At 73.7% G+C, this 13,317-nt stretch carries 13 protein-coding genes; 10 read left to right on the top strand and 3 right to left on the bottom strand.

The features are described 5' to 3' along the window. The first annotated feature begins 17 nt into the window (after window positions 1-17). The 9 genes from B0I28_RS10360 to B0I28_RS10400 all read left to right on the top strand — a co-directional run bounded on the left by B0I28_RS10360 (window position 18) and on the right by B0I28_RS10400 (window position 8,514). On the top strand, window positions 18-860 hold the full coding sequence (locus B0I28_RS10360) for a maleylpyruvate isomerase family mycothiol-dependent enzyme (RefSeq protein WP_106363743.1): 843 nt from the start codon (window positions 18-20) through the stop codon (window positions 858-860). A gap of 140 nt (window positions 861-1,000) precedes the next feature. Then, window positions 1,001-1,834 (top strand): IclR family transcriptional regulator, encoded by an 834-nt coding sequence (locus B0I28_RS10365; protein WP_106363744.1) that lies wholly within the window; start codon window positions 1,001-1,003, stop codon window positions 1,832-1,834. A gap of 9 nt (window positions 1,835-1,843) precedes the next feature. After that, window positions 1,844-2,557, top strand: coding sequence for an AfsA-related hotdog domain-containing protein (locus B0I28_RS10370; RefSeq protein ID WP_106363745.1), 714 nt, complete (start codon window positions 1,844-1,846; stop codon window positions 2,555-2,557). Further along, entirely contained in the window at window positions 2,554-3,357 is an 804-nt protein-coding gene (locus B0I28_RS10375; RefSeq protein WP_106363746.1) for an SDR family NAD(P)-dependent oxidoreductase, read from the top strand. Before B0I28_RS10370 ends, B0I28_RS10375 begins: the two co-directional genes overlap by 4 nt. A 16-nt stretch (window positions 3,358-3,373) precedes the next feature. Then, window positions 3,374-3,610, top strand: a complete 237-nt coding sequence (locus tag B0I28_RS10380) for an acyl carrier protein (protein ID WP_106363747.1) — start codon at window positions 3,374-3,376, stop codon at window positions 3,608-3,610. Then, window positions 3,607-4,818: a beta-ketoacyl-[acyl-carrier-protein] synthase family protein gene (locus B0I28_RS10385; protein ID WP_106363748.1), complete on the top strand. Its 1,212-nt coding sequence runs from the start codon at window positions 3,607-3,609 to the stop codon at window positions 4,816-4,818. Before B0I28_RS10380 ends, B0I28_RS10385 begins: the two co-directional genes overlap by 4 nt. Beyond that, window positions 4,815-5,795, top strand: a complete 981-nt coding sequence (locus B0I28_RS10390) for a beta-ketoacyl synthase N-terminal-like domain-containing protein (RefSeq protein WP_181245738.1) — start codon at window positions 4,815-4,817, stop codon at window positions 5,793-5,795. Before B0I28_RS10385 ends, B0I28_RS10390 begins: the two co-directional genes overlap by 4 nt. A gap of 2 nt (window positions 5,796-5,797) precedes the next feature. Continuing rightward, window positions 5,798-6,802, top strand: a complete 1,005-nt coding sequence (locus tag B0I28_RS10395; RefSeq protein ID WP_106363750.1) for a 3-oxoacyl-ACP synthase III family protein — start codon at window positions 5,798-5,800, stop codon at window positions 6,800-6,802. Beyond that, window positions 6,799-8,514: an acyl-CoA dehydrogenase family protein gene (locus B0I28_RS10400; protein ID WP_106363751.1), complete on the top strand. Its 1,716-nt coding sequence runs from the start codon at window positions 6,799-6,801 to the stop codon at window positions 8,512-8,514. Before B0I28_RS10395 ends, B0I28_RS10400 begins: the two co-directional genes overlap by 4 nt. Window positions 8,515-8,699: 185 nt before the next feature. Here B0I28_RS10400 and B0I28_RS10405 read toward each other — a convergent pair whose 3' ends face one another. Continuing rightward, window positions 8,700-9,266 carry a TetR/AcrR family transcriptional regulator gene (locus B0I28_RS10405; protein ID WP_106363752.1) on the bottom strand — a complete coding sequence of 189 codons (567 nt, stop codon included), beginning with the start codon at window positions 9,264-9,266 and terminating at the stop codon, window positions 8,700-8,702. A gap of 96 nt (window positions 9,267-9,362) precedes the next feature. On the opposite strand from B0I28_RS10405, the gene B0I28_RS10410 reads away from it, so the two are divergent. Next, window positions 9,363-10,286, top strand: coding sequence for an NmrA family NAD(P)-binding protein (locus B0I28_RS10410; RefSeq protein ID WP_106363753.1), 924 nt, complete (start codon window positions 9,363-9,365; stop codon window positions 10,284-10,286). Here B0I28_RS10410 and B0I28_RS10415 read toward each other — a convergent pair. Then, window positions 10,283-11,869: a Na+/H+ antiporter gene (locus tag B0I28_RS10415; protein ID WP_106363754.1), complete on the bottom strand. Its 1,587-nt coding sequence runs from the start codon at window positions 11,867-11,869 to the stop codon at window positions 10,283-10,285. The two genes, B0I28_RS10410 and B0I28_RS10415, sit on opposite strands and share 4 nt — an antisense overlap. A gap of 45 nt (window positions 11,870-11,914) precedes the next feature. Then, window positions 11,915-13,297: a tryptophanase gene (locus B0I28_RS10420; protein WP_106363755.1), complete on the bottom strand. Its 1,383-nt coding sequence runs from the start codon at window positions 13,295-13,297 to the stop codon at window positions 11,915-11,917. Window positions 13,298-13,317: the final 20 nt, after the last annotated feature.

The following is a 13,317-nucleotide window of genomic DNA, read 5'->3' on the forward strand; positions in this document are numbered from 1 at the left end:
CCGGGGAGAATCCCCGCATGACTTCAGCGCTTGACGACCTCGCCCGGCTGGGCGATCCGATCGACGCCCGCCCGCTCTTCGCGCCCGAGCACGGGGAGCTGATGTCGCTGCTGCGCGGCCTCTCCCCCGCCGACTGGACTGCGGAGGCCGTGCCGGGGTGGACGGTGCGCGATCTCGCCGCACACGTGCTGGGCGACTGCTACGGGCGGCTCGGGAGGCGCGACGGGCACCGGGGCGGGCCGGGGTTCAGGCCGGGCGAGACGCTGGAGGCGTTCATTCACCGCAACAACGACGAGTGGGTCAGGGCGTTCGCGCGGGTCAGCCCGGCGGCGCTCACCGACACACTGGGGCTGATCGGCGGGCAGACCGCGCAGTACTTCGCCGGGGCGGACCTCGACGCTCCCGCGCTCGGGGTGTCGTGGGCCGGGGCGGACCCGGCGCCCATGTGGCTCGACGCAGCCCGGGAGTTCACCGAGATGTGGACCCACCGGCAACAGATCCGCCACGCGGTCGGGCTGGACACCGACGACGATCCGCGGTTCCTGTCGCTCGTACTGGACGCCTTCATGCGGGCGCTGCCGCACACCATGCGGGATACGAAGGCGCCCAACGGGACCCAGGTACGGATCACTGTTCCGGGCCCGGCGGGCGGCGCCTGGCACGTCACGGCCGCCGACGAGCGGTGGTCCCTCGCCGAGCCCGTCACGCGACCCGCCGCGGCGGTCGAACTCGACGCCGAGACCGCCTGGCGCCTGTGCGCCCGCGGCCTCGAACCAGACGCGGCGCTGGCCCGCGCCCGCGTCGACGGCGACGCCGACCTGGCCGCGGCCGCGTGTCAGATCGTGTCGATCGTCTACTGACGAGTGCGCCCCGCACCGGTCTCCCTCGTTCGAGTGAGCCTTGTGTCGGATCATGGGCAGTCGTGTGGAGATGTGGGAGCGCGTCCGGAGAATGAACGGGACACAAGTCCACGTTGTCCGGTCTGCCGTGAGGTGTCTCCTTGCATGGTCACCAGCCGCCCCCGCGGGGTGTCGCCGCAAAACTGATCGTCCTGCTGCACGAACTCGCCGCCCACCGCGAACCGGTGGGCGTCACGCATCTGTCCAGGCGCACCCGCCTGCCGAAGTCCACCGTCCACCGACTCCTCGCCGATCTGGAGGCGGGCGGGGTCGTCGACCGCACCGGGCGCCGCTACGCCCTCGCCGGAACCCCGGTGTGGCACGGCCCCGGGCCTCAGCACGAGGCGCGGCTGCACAAGGTGCTCAAGCCGTTCCTGCTGGAGCTGTACCAGGGCACCGGCCACGTGGTGACCCTCGCGACGGCGAACGGCCACATGGCGCGGTTCCTCGACGTGCTGTACCCGCGCCGGTTCACCGACGCGATCCTGCGGACCGCCGCGTCGGTCCCGCTGCACTGCACCGCCACCGGGAAGGCGATCCTCGCCTATGACCCCGCGGCGGCCGAGGCGTACCTCCGGGAGGTCACGCTGGTCCGGTTGACGCGCAACACGATCGGTACGAGGCGGGAGCTGGACCGGGACCTCGTGGAGGCGCGGCTGCGCGGGGTCGCGCTCGACCGCGAGGAGCACCTGCCCGGGTTCTGGGGCGCGGCCGCGCCGGTCCTCGGGGGCCGCGGGACCGCCGTCGCCGCCCTCGGGCTGGCCGGGCCCGTGCGCGGGTTCCAGCCCGCCGAGCACGTGGCCCAGCTGCGCGCGATCGCCAGGGCCGCATCCGAGGCGGTGCTCCGCCTCGACGTTCCGGCAGGCGGAACAACGGCGTTCCGGGAACCGGAACGTTCCGCGCAGACCGGACCGGACGGCACCGATCCTCCATAGCCTCAGTCCATGCCAGTGCACACCATCCCGGTCGTCGGGCGGCCCTTCGCCCGCTTCGCCGGACAGGTCGGGGGTCTCACCGCCGACGCGGCCCTCGCCGGGCTCCAGGACGGGTCGATCAGCGGCACGGTCGTCCTGCGCCCCGGCCAAGGCCTCACCGAGGACGAGTGGAACGCGATCAGCGCCGCGGCGGCCGCCGAAGCCCGCCGCGAACCCGTCCTCGCCGAAGCGGGCCTGTACAAGCGGGACCCGCGCAACATCCTCATCGGCGACCTCGAACAGGTCGCGTGGCGCCACTGGCGGGCCGTGCTCGCCGTCCACGCGGACAACGCCGTCCTCGCCGACCACGACAACGCGACCGCCCACATTCCCGGCATGGTCGAGGTGGAGGCCTGCGCCCAGATGGCGATGGCCGCCACCGAGCAGTACCTGGTCCCCTCCAGCGGCGACCACGTCTTCACCACGAAGCGGCTCGACATCGAGTTCACGACGTTCCTCTTCCCGCTCGCGGCCACGGTGGAACTGCGCGCCGACCGCGCCGACTGGCCCCGGCCCGAAGTCCTCGCCGCCGACTTCACCGCCACGATCGTCCAGGCAGGACTGACCGTGGCCGTGATGCGGTTCCAGGCCAGGGTGTTCGAGCGCGGGTTCTTCGACCGACTCGAAAGCGAGCGCGCCCGCGACGCCGTCGCGGCCCGACCCGACCTTTTGGAGCAGCGATGAACACCCTCGAAGGCAAGCGCATCCTCGTCACCGGGGCCTCCCGCGGCATCGGCCGGGCCATCGCGCTCGGCGCCGCCGCGGCCGGAGCCGACGTGGCGGTCCTCGCCCGCAGCGCCGAGACCCTCGACGCCGTGGCCGCGGAGGTCAAGGACCTCGGCCGCCGGGCCGTCCCGGTCGTCTGCGACGTCACCGACCCCGCCCGCCTCGACGCGGCCTTCGCGGAGGCCGCCGACGGCCTCGGGGGCCTCGACACCGTCGTCAACAACGCGGGCGGGTTCTACCACTCCGGGCCGTTCCTCGAACTGACGCAAGGCGACTGGGAACGCACGAGGGGCCTCAACATCGACCCCACGGTGCAGCTGCTGCGCCTCGCCGGAGCGCACATGGCCGCGAACGGCGGCGGCTCGGTCCTCAACGTCACCTCCATCGCCGGGCTCGGCGGCGCGCCGCGCCTGTCGCTGTACGCGGTCTGCAAGGCCGCCATGGTGTCCCTGACCAAGACCCTCGCCGTCGAATGGGCCGCGCACGACATCCGCGTCAACGCCATCGCGCCCGGCTGGATCGACACGAAGCTCACCAGCGGCTTCACCTCCCACCCGCAGGTGAAGGAGGCCCTCCAGCAGGAGGTCCCCCAGAACCGCTGGGCCGCACCCGAGGACGTGGCCGACGCCGCGGTCTTCCTGTCGGGCGACGGCGCCCGCCTCATCACCGGGGCCGTCCTCGTCCTCGACGGCGGCCTCACCAGCCAGCTCTCCGCGGTCGCCCGCGGCCTCCTCGGCGTCGGCCGCGCCGCCGCCTGATCCGAAAGGGACCACGATGTCCGACGCCCTGACCGCCAAGGCCCGCGAGCTCGTCGCCCGCATCCTCGAAATCGCCCCCGACGAGGTCGCCGACGACGCGGACTTCCGCGACGACCTCGAAGCGGACTCCCTCCAGCTCGCCGAGATCAACGCCGTCCTCGAAGACGACCTCGGCCTCGACACGCTCGCCGGGGAGCCTCCCGCGAGCTTCGCGGAGATCCGGGACCTGCTCGCCGCCAAGGCGGCGCGGTGAACGCGCGCCGCGTCGCCATCACCGGCGTCGGCCCGGTCAGCCCCATCGGCACCGGCCGCGCCGCGTTCGAAGCAGCGCTCCTGGCCGGGCGCAGCGGGCAGCGCACCGTCACCGCGTTCGACCCCTCGGGATTCCAGATCCGCCACGGCTGCGAAGTGCCCGGCTTCGAACCCGCCGCATGGCTCGAACGCCTCGACCCGGCCGCCACCGGTCGCGGCGCCGCCTTCGCCGTCGCGGCCGCCCGGCTCGCGCTCGCCGACGCCGGACTGGACCCGGCGGACCTGCGCGACGAGGCGGTGCTCATCGTCTTGGGCACCAGCGACACCGAGGCCCAGGAGGAGGACCGGCTCGCCGCCGAGGCCGCCGCCGCGGGGCCCGCCGGGTTCACGCGGGCCACGGCAGCCCGGTACACGGGCGGGACGGCCGTGCAGGTCGCCCGCGACCTCGCGCTCCCGAGCGCCGAGCCGGTCGACGTGTCGGCGGCGTGCGCGGCCGGGAACCACGCGATCGGGCACGGGCTCGACGCGATCCGCCTGGGGCACGCCGACATCGCGCTGTGCGGCGGCGCGGACTCGTTCTCGCGCCGCATGTTCGCCTCGTTCCACCGCGTCGGCACCCTCGCGCCCGACGCGTGCCGGCCCTTCGACGCCGACCGCGCCGGGACCGTCGTCGGCGAAGGCGCGGGCGTGCTCGTCCTCGAAGCGCTCGACCGGGCCAGGGCCCGCGGGGCGCGGATCGTCGGGGAGCTCGTGGGCGCCGCCGCCAATTGCGATGCGCGCCATCCCGTCGCGCCCGACACGGCGTCGGTGGCCGAGTGCGTCAGGCTGGCACACCTCGATGCCGATATAACCCCAGATGACGTGGACGCGATCTTCGCGCACGGCACCGGGACGCCCGTCAACGACGTCAACGAGGCGCGCTCGATGCGCAAGGTCTTCGGCGACCGGCTCCCGCCCGTCGTCGCCGTCAAGTCGATGCTCGGCCACGCCATGGGCGCGTCCTCCGCGCTCGGTGCCATCGCCGCGTCCGTGGCGCTCGACGCGCAGTTCCTGCCGCCCACGGTCAACCACCGCCGCACCGATCCCGAGTGCGACGTGGACTGCGTGCCCGGGACCGGCCGGCCGGCGAAGCTGCGGGTGGTGGAGAACCACGGCTTCGGGTTCGGCGGCTCCAACGCCGTCGTCCTCATCGCGAAGGCCGCCGCGTGAGCGCCGTGCGCATCGCCGACCGCGCCGCCTGGACCGCGGACGGCACCGGTGTCCGGCACGGCGACGACCTGCCGCCCGGCGGCGTGCTCCCCGTCCGCGACTTCGACCCCGCGATCGCCATCGGCCCCAAGGGCATCCGGTCCATGGACCGCGCCACCGCCCTCGCCGTCGCCACCACCGGCCGCCTCCTCGACCGCACCGAGCCCGCCGACCGGTCCCGGACCGCGCTCGTCCTCGCGACTACCGCCGGAAGCCTCCAGACCATGCTCGACCTCGGCGTCGACTCGCTCACCAAGCCCCGGCCGCACCAGGTCGACCCGGGCCGCATCCCCGTCGGGGTCATGAACTACGCCGCGGGCCAGTGCGCCATCCGCCACCGCATCACCGGGCCGGGCGTCATCCTCCCCGGCGGGCGCATCGCCCCGGTGCTGGCCGTCCGGTTCGCCCAGCGGCTCCTGGCCTCCGGCCGCGCCGACCAGGTCCTGTGCGGCGCCAGCGAAGAGGCCACGCCCGCGCGGGCCTGGCTCGAACACCGGACCCGTCCCGCGCACGCACCCGACGTCCCCGTCGGCGAGGGCTGCGCGATGCTGCGCCTCACCGCCAACTCGGGGACCGGACCGCGGATCACCGCCGCCGCAACCGAACTCGACTGCACCGGCGATCCGGCAGGGACGCTCGCGACCGCGCTGCGCCGCGCGCTCGCCGCGTCCGGGACCGCGCCTGAGGAGGTCCGCACCGTCGCGGGCACCGCCGCGCTCGACGGCCACGGAGACGCCGAACGGCAAGCGCTTCGGGCCGTCCTCGGCCCCCGCGCACCCCGGCCGCGGACCGTCCACACCCGACTCGGCGACACCTCCGCCGCCGCGGTCGGGTTCGCCCTCCTCGACGCGCTCGACAACACCGAAGCCGGAGACGCGTTCGCCGTCACCGTCCTCGACCGCCGCGGCCTCGCGGGCTGCCTCATCGGAAGGGCCTGACCATGACCGCGTGGGGCCTCCTCGGAACCGGCGCGTACGCGCCCGCGAGGGCCGCGGGCAACGCCGAACTCGCCGCCGCCCTCGACATCGACCCGCAGCGCATCCTCGATTCCACCGGCATCCGCGAACGCCGCCGCGCCGACGCGACCGAAGCCGCCTCCGATCTGGCCGCCCGCGCCGCCGAAGCCGCGCTCGAACAGGCCGGATGCGACGCCGCGGACCTCGACCTCCTCGTCGTCGGCACCTCCACCCCCGACGAACTCGGCCCCGCGACGGCCTGCCGCGTCCAGGCGCTCCTGGGCGCGCGCCGCGCCGTCGCATTCGACATCGGCGCCGCCTGCTCCGGGTACCTGTTCGGCCTCAAGGTCGCCCGCGACTGGCTCGCGGGCGCCGGGCGCGGACGTGCGCTCGTCGTCGGCGCCGAGGTCTACTCCCGCTTCCTCGACCCCGCCGACCGCGCAACGGCCGTGCTCTTCGGCGACGGCGCCGGAGCCAGCGTCGTCGGGCCCGTCCCCGCGGGCACCGGCATCGAGTCCGTGCGGCTCGGCGCCGACGGGACCCGCGCGGGCTCGGTCCTCATCCCCGCGGGAGGCAGCCGCCGCCCCGCCGACCCCGGCACGGTTCGCGAAGGCGCCCACCGCATCCGCATGGACGCGCCCGCGATCCGCCGCGCCTTCCCCGAGCTGTTCGACCTGGCGATCGGCGAGATCCTCGCCGCGCACGGCCTCAAGCTGGACGACATCGACCTGGTCGTCCCGCACCAGCCCAATCCGCGGACCCTGCGCCGCTACGCCGAGCACGCCGGCATCCCGCAGGACCGGCTCGCCGTCATCGGCGAACATCTCGGCAACATCGGCGCCGCGTCGATCCCCGCCGCGCTCGCCGCCGCCGAGGCCGACGGGCGCCTCAAGGACGGCGACCGCGTGCTCCTCGCCGCCGTCGGCGCCGGACTCACGTGGGGTTCGGCGCTCATCACCTGGACCCGCCCCGGGAAGGACTCCGCATGACCGACCTCCGCTCGCTCCTCGCCGGACCCGACTTCGACCGCCCCCGCGGCCTCACCCCCGCCGAGTTCCACCGGCACCACTACCGGCGCCTGCGCCTCCTCGCCGACGCCATCGGCCCCGCCGCGGGCCTGCTCGCCGACCGGGCCCGCCTCGCCGAGCTGTCGGCGCTCACGGCCCTGCGCGACCCCGCGCTGTACCACTCGGCGCTCCTCCACTACGCCTTGTGCCTCAATGGGATCGTGCGGTTCGCGCCCGACCCGGACGCGATCCTCGACCGCATCGAGGCGGAGGGCGCGGTGGGGGCCGTCCTCATGACCGAGGCAGGGCGCTCGAACAGCCACGGCGCCATCCGCACCGAGGCCCGCTACGACGCCGCGACCGGCGAGTTCGTGCTCCGCACCCCCGGGCCCGAGGCCGTGAAGTTCCCCAACACCGCGGGCGAGCACGCCGCTCCGAAGGTCGCGCTCGTCTACGCCCGGCTCGTCCACGACGGGGAGGACCGCGGCGTCTTCGGGTTCGTCGTCCACATCGGCGGAGGTCAAGTGCCCGAGGGCCTGGTGATCCGGCACGCCTACGAGTCCGGGTTCCTCCCCACCGACACCACCGCAGTGGCCTTCGACGACGTGCGGATTCCCCACGGCGCGTGGCTGAGCGACGGCGCGGCCATCGGCGACGACGGCGCGTTCATAGACCCGCTCGGCTCGCCCGGCGCACGGCTGAGCCGGTCCATGGCCGTGGGCGTCGAGACCTGGATCTCGATCACCGCGGCCGTCGCCGCGGTCGCGCGCGGCACCGCCGCCATGGCGATCCGCTACTCCCGCACGCGGCTCACCGCCGACAAGGTCTCCGGCGCCCGGCCCGTCCTCGACTACCGCAACCAGCACGTCGAGCTGCTCACGAACGTCGCCGACGCCGCCGCGATCACCGCCCTCGCCGACCCGGAGTCCCAAGTGGAGACTGCTGCGGCCGGGGACTCCTCGTTCGCGCCGTGGTCGGGCGTCGACCCGCTGCTGCCCCTGCACAAGGCCGCGGCCGTCGATGCGGCCTGGCGCATCACCACCTCGTGCAGGGAGCGCTGCGGCGGCCTCGCCTACGGGGCCACCCGCTGGCCGCTCGCTTATCAGTCCATCGTGGACGCCTATCGCTCGGCGGGCGGCGACAACGTGCTCATCCTCCTCGACACGGCCCGCAACATGGCCGCGAACGCGGGCTACGAACCGCCGCAGGACGACCCGCCCGCGCGGCTGCGCACCGGCGCGGACTTCCTGCGCCTCGCCGAAGCCTGCGAGCACCACCTGCACGCCCGGCTGCGCGAGCGACTCGCGGCCGCCCGCAAGGTCTTCGACGACGACTTCACGGTGTGGCGCGAGGAGCTGGAGGCCGCCCGCGAACTCGCGGGCGTCTACGCCGACCGGCTGCTCATGGCCCGCTTCGCCGCGTCCGCCCCCGACCCGGATCTCCTGGTCCTGCACGGCGCGGGCTGGCTGCGGCGCCGCGCCGCGAGCCTCATGCGCGTCGGCCTCGGCGGTCCCGGCGTGCTCGAAACGGTCGACGTCCTCGTCGGCGACGCCTGCGACCGGCTGCTCCCCCGCGCCGCGGACCTGGTGGGCGCCTTCGGCATCGACGAGGACTTCGTCCACTCGTTCCTCGCCGCCGACGACTACCTGGAGGCGTTCACGGCCGAACTCGGCATCGAGCCGCTCTGGGACTAGGGCCTGTCCTGTGAATCAGGGCGAGGCGGTATCCGAGTCCATTTGTTCGCTCGCAAGGCGGAGGTGCCTCCCAATACCGGTGTTGTATTGGGAGGTGCAGACAACGCGGCGAGCGGGCAAATGGGCCGGATAACGACCGTTCTGATTCACAGGACAGGCCCTAGGCACCGGTTGCAGACTGCGGCTCAGTGCTGCGGGGCCAGGCCCGTGAAGGCGAGCTGGAACAGCCGGTGCGCCTGCGCCGCGGGGTCGGGGTAGTGCTCGGTCGCCATGGCGATGCCCGCGATCAGCGCGAGCAGGTCCGCCAAGGTGGCCTCGGAGGACACGGCGCCGTCCCGCACCGCGTCCTGGAGCAGCGGCGACGCCGCGTCCTCCAGCGCCGCCGCGCACCCGTTGACCTGCGCGGGCTCGACCTCGCCGCCGTCGGGGACCAGGACGGCCGCCAGGCCGCGGGCGGTCGCCGAGTACTCGACCACCTCGTTCAGCCATGCCAGCAGCGTCGCCCGGCTCTCACCGGTCCCGGCCAGCTCCCGGGCGCGGTCGCTCAGGTCCTCGATCCGCTTGTGGGACACGGCTTCCAGGAGCGCCCTGCGGCTCGGGAAGTGCCGCCGGACGGTCGCCGAACCGACGCCCGCGACGCGCGCGATCTGCTCCAGGGACGCGTTCGCGCCGTGCGCGGCGACCTCGTCGACGGCCACGGCGAGGATGCGCTCGTAGTTGCGCCGTGCGTCGGCGCGCTGCCCTTCCGGCATCGCGTCACCTCCGGGTTTGCAGAAACGGCGGGGTCCGCCATATTCTAGTCGAAGCAAAACGGCGGGCCCCGCCGTTTATGACGACTGAGGAGTCCCATGACCACTCGCACCGCACCGGTCCTCGTCACCGGCGCCACCGGCAAGCAGGGCGGCGCGACCGCCCGCTCGCTGCTCGCAGCCGGCGTGCCCGTCCGCGCCCTCGTACGCGACCCCGGCACCGCACCCGCCCGGGAGCTCCAGACACTGGGCGCCGAACTCGCCGTCGGCGACCTGCACGACCGCGACTCGATCATCCGCGCCGCCGCGGGCGCCCGCGCCGTGTTCTCGGTGCAGCTGCCCGCCCTCACCGCCGACGGCTTCGACTTCGCAGGGGAAGTCGCCCAGGGCGTCAACCTCATCGAAGGCGCCCTCGCCGCCGGGGTGCCCCAGTTCGTGCACACCTCCGTCAGCGGGGCCGGCCAGCACACCGAGGTCCCCGGCTGGGACGAGGGCCGCTGGGACTACATGGCGCCGACCCTCGGCGCCAAGAGCGCGGTCCAGGACCGCGTCCGCGAGGCCGGGTTCCCGCACTGGACCCTGCTCAAGCCCAGCTTCTTCATGGAGAACTTCCTGCCGTCCATGGCGTTCCTGTTCCCGCGCGGCCTCGACGGCGGCCTGGTGAGCGTCCTCCACCCGCACACCCGCGTGTCGGTCGTCGCAGTGGACGACATCGGCACCGCCGCGGCGGCGGCCCTCGCCGATCCGGAGCGGTTCGACCGCGTCGAACTCGAACTCGCGAGCGACTTCCTGACGATGGCCGAGATCGCCGAGGCGCTGTCCGATGCCTTGGGCCGCAGGCTCGAAGCGCCCGACATGGACGAACGGGAGGCGCTGGCCGCCGGGATGCCCGCGATGGGCGCCTCCCATCAATGGATGAACGACGTCAGCCAGCCGGCGCGACCCGAGTTCGCGAGGGCGCTCGGCCTGCCGCTCACCGATTTCGCGACCTGGGCGAAGCGCCACATGTCGGACGCCGCCTAGTCCTCGTCGTCGCCGGGGTCCGCCAGGAGGCGGACCTCCTCGATGTCCAGGGCGGCCTGCATGCGGCGCAGCACGGCGTCGTCGATGCGGCGCTCGTTGCGCATGCGGATCATGGTGGCGCGCTTCTCGCCGATGACGGCGAGGCGGAGCCGGTCGTAGTCCTCGCGCAGGCGCGCGGCCTCGGCGGGGTCGCCGTCGGCACCGGTGTCGAGGGCGTCGAGGTGCTCGCGCATCTCGGCGTCGAGGCGGCGCACGGCCTCGGGGTCGGCGCCGGTCTCGTCGGCCAGGCGCGGCAGCGCTTCGATCGCGGCCGTGGTGGTCTCGGTGCGGGCCAGCGCGAGTTCGTCGTCGAAGCGGGTGTCGGCGGGGTAGCGGGCCCAGCGGATGACGGCGGGGAGGGCGAAGGCGGGCATGAGCATCACGATGATGACGCCGAACGTCACGAAGACGATCGTGTCGCGCTCGGGGAAGGGCGCGCCGGAGTCGAGGGTGTGCGGCACCGCGAGAGCGACGGCGAGGGAGACGGCGCCGCGGAAGCCGCAGAGTCCGGAGACGATGCGGGCGCGGTCGCTCATGCGCAGGAGCCGCTGCTGCGGGCGCCGGTCGATGGCGCGGATGAGGTACGCGGAGACGAATAGGAACGCGATGCGGGTGGCGGTCATGACCGCGGCGATGGCGAGGACCATCGCGAGCGCGCGGAGCAGGCCGGTGCCGTCGAGGCCGCCGACGGCGGGGTGGGCTTCGATGCCGATGAGGACGAACAGGGCGCCGTTGAGCATGAAGGTGACGAGGCCCCAGAACGCGAAGACCTGGCGTCTGGCGGGCGCGGTGCCGTAGATGGGACTCGTCTGGCTGACGATGAGGCCGGCGGCGACGGCGGCGAGGACGCCGGAGGCGTGGACGAGTTCGGCGAGGAGGTACCCGGTGAAGGGGATGAGGAAGAAGATGGTGCTGGCCGCGAGGGTGTCGGTGATGAAGCGGCGCACGAAGACCCCGACCGTGGCGGCGAGCGCGCCCGCGATGATGCCGCCCGCGTAGGAGACGACGAGCTCCCATCCGATGTGGAGGGCGCTGAGGTGCTGCTCCCCTACGACGACGCCGACGGCGAGGCCGAAGAGGACGAGCGCGGTGCCGTCGTTGATGAGGCTCTCGGCGCGCAGGACGGTGAGGTGGCGGCGGGGCAGGAGCCGGGAGACGACGCCGACGGCGGTGGCGTCGGTGGGCGCGAGGGCGGCGCCGAGGACCCAGGCGGGGCCCCAGGGGAGGCCGAAGGCGTGGGCGGTGGCGGCGACGGCGGCCGCGGTGATGACGACGAGGAGGGTGCCGGTGAGGAGGATGCCGCGGCGGAACTTGCGGATCTCGCGCAGCGGCGTGTTCATGGCCTCCCACCACAGGAGCGCGGGGAGGAAGAGGAGGAGGACGACGGCGGAGGGGAGTTCGAGGCCGGTGAAGGCGGGGACGAATCCGAGGAGGACTCCGGCGGCGAGCAGCAGGATCGGTGCGGCGATCCCGCTGCGCTGGGCGCCGACGCGGCAGGCGACGAGGGCCGCGCCGATGACGACGATGAGTTCGAGTCCGAGCATGGTGCCGATTCTTCCAAGCCCGTGGGCGGGCCGGGTCGGCTCGGCTCAGGTGAGGGGCTCGAATCGGGCCGTGAAGTGGCGCAGGGCCTTCGGTTCCTCGCTGATGCGGTAGCCGGGGAGGCGGTGGGCCCGTTCGGCGAGGCGTTCGCACACTTCGATGACGTAGTCGATGTGGCTCTGGGTGTAGGTGCGGCGCGGGACGGCGAGGCGCACGAGGTCCATGGCGGCGGGACGCTCGGTGCCGTCGGGCCTGCGGCCGAACATGACGGTGCCGATCTCGCAGGTGCGGACGCCGCCGAGTTCGTAGAGGGCGACGGCGACGGACTGGCCGGGGTAGTGGAGCGGGTCGACGTGCGGGAGGAGGGCGCGGGCGTCGATGTAGACGGCGTGGCCGCCGGTCGGTTCGAGGACGGGGATCCCGGCTTTCTGGAGGGCGTCGCCGAGGTAGGCGGTGGAGGTGATGCGGTAGCGGAGGTAGTCGTGCTGCACGGCTTCCTTGAGGCCCTGGGCGAGCGCTTCGAGGTCGCGTCCGGCGAGGCCGCCGTAGGTGGGGAAGCCTTCGGTGAGGATGAGGACGTTGCGGCACTCCTGGGCGAGGTCGGGGTCGTCGAGGGCGAGCCAGCCGCCGATGTTGCCCATGGGGTCCTTCTTGGCGCTCATGGTCATCCCGTCGGCGAGCGCGGCGATGTCGCGCACGATGTCGGCGACGTCGCGGCCCGCTTGGCCCTCCTCGCGCTCGCGGATGAACCAGGCGTTCTCGGCGAACCGGCAGGCGTCGAGGAACAGGGGCTTGCCGTACTGGTCGCAGAGTTCGCGGACGCCGCGGAGGTTGGCGAGCGAGACGGGCTGGCCGCCGCCGCTGTTGTTGGTGATGGTGACGAACACGCACGGCACGTCGGCGCCGCGGGCGGCGAGGAGCGCGTCGAGGGCGGCGAGGTCCATGTTCCCTTTGAAGGGGTGGAGCGAGGCGGGGTCCTTGCCTTCGGGGACGACGAGGTCGACGGCTTCGGCGCCGGTGGCCTCGACGTTGGCGCGGGTGGTGTCGAAGTGGGTGTTGTTGGGGACGGCCTTCCCGGGTCCACCGAGGACGGACATGAGGATGCGCTCGGCGGCGCGTCCCTGGTGGACGGGGATCACGTGCTCGAAGTCGAAGAGCTCGCGGACGGCGTCGCGGAAGGTGAAGTACGAGGGCGATCCGGCGTAGGACTCGTCGCCGCGCTGGATGGCGGCCCACTGGTCGCGGCTCATGGCGCCGGTGCCGGAGTCGGTGAGGAGGTCGATGAGGACGTCGTCGGCGTGGAGCTGGAACAGGTTGTAGGACGCGGCGGCCAGGTGGGCCCTGCGCTCTTCCGCGGTGGTCATGCGGATGGGTTCGACCGAGTGGATGCGGAAGGGTTCGATGATCGTGCGGAACACGGGCTCGCTCATGCGGACACTATGGCACCGCT

It is taken from the genome of Glycomyces artemisiae (assembly GCF_003002955.1).
Taxonomy (GTDB): Bacteria; Actinomycetota; Actinomycetes; order Mycobacteriales; family Micromonosporaceae; genus Glycomyces; species Glycomyces artemisiae.

Bases quoted from the DNA above. Each gene is read 5' to 3' on its own strand.
- B0I28_RS10360 (WP_106363743.1), top strand. From the start codon at position 18: ATGACTTCAGCGCTTGACGACCTCGCCCGGCTGGGCGATCCGATCGAC.
- B0I28_RS10370 (WP_106363745.1), top strand. From the start codon at position 1,844: ATGCCAGTGCACACCATCCCGGTCGTCGGGCGGCCCTTCGCCCGCTTC.
- B0I28_RS10375 (WP_106363746.1), top strand. From the start codon at position 2,554: ATGAACACCCTCGAAGGCAAGCGCATCCTCGTCACCGGGGCCTCCCGC.
- B0I28_RS10380 (WP_106363747.1), top strand. From the start codon at position 3,374: ATGTCCGACGCCCTGACCGCCAAGGCCCGCGAGCTCGTCGCCCGCATC.
- B0I28_RS10395 (WP_106363750.1), top strand. From the start codon at position 5,798: ATGACCGCGTGGGGCCTCCTCGGAACCGGCGCGTACGCGCCCGCGAGG.
- B0I28_RS10400 (WP_106363751.1), top strand. From the start codon at position 6,799: ATGACCGACCTCCGCTCGCTCCTCGCCGGACCCGACTTCGACCGCCCC.
- B0I28_RS10405 (WP_106363752.1), bottom strand. From the start codon at position 9,266: ATGCCGGAAGGGCAGCGCGCCGACGCACGGCGCAACTACGAGCGCATC.
- B0I28_RS10410 (WP_106363753.1), top strand. From the start codon at position 9,363: ATGACCACTCGCACCGCACCGGTCCTCGTCACCGGCGCCACCGGCAAG.
- B0I28_RS10415 (WP_106363754.1), bottom strand. From the start codon at position 11,869: ATGCTCGGACTCGAACTCATCGTCGTCATCGGCGCGGCCCTCGTCGCC.
- B0I28_RS10420 (WP_106363755.1), bottom strand. From the start codon at position 13,297: ATGAGCGAGCCCGTGTTCCGCACGATCATCGAACCCTTCCGCATCCAC.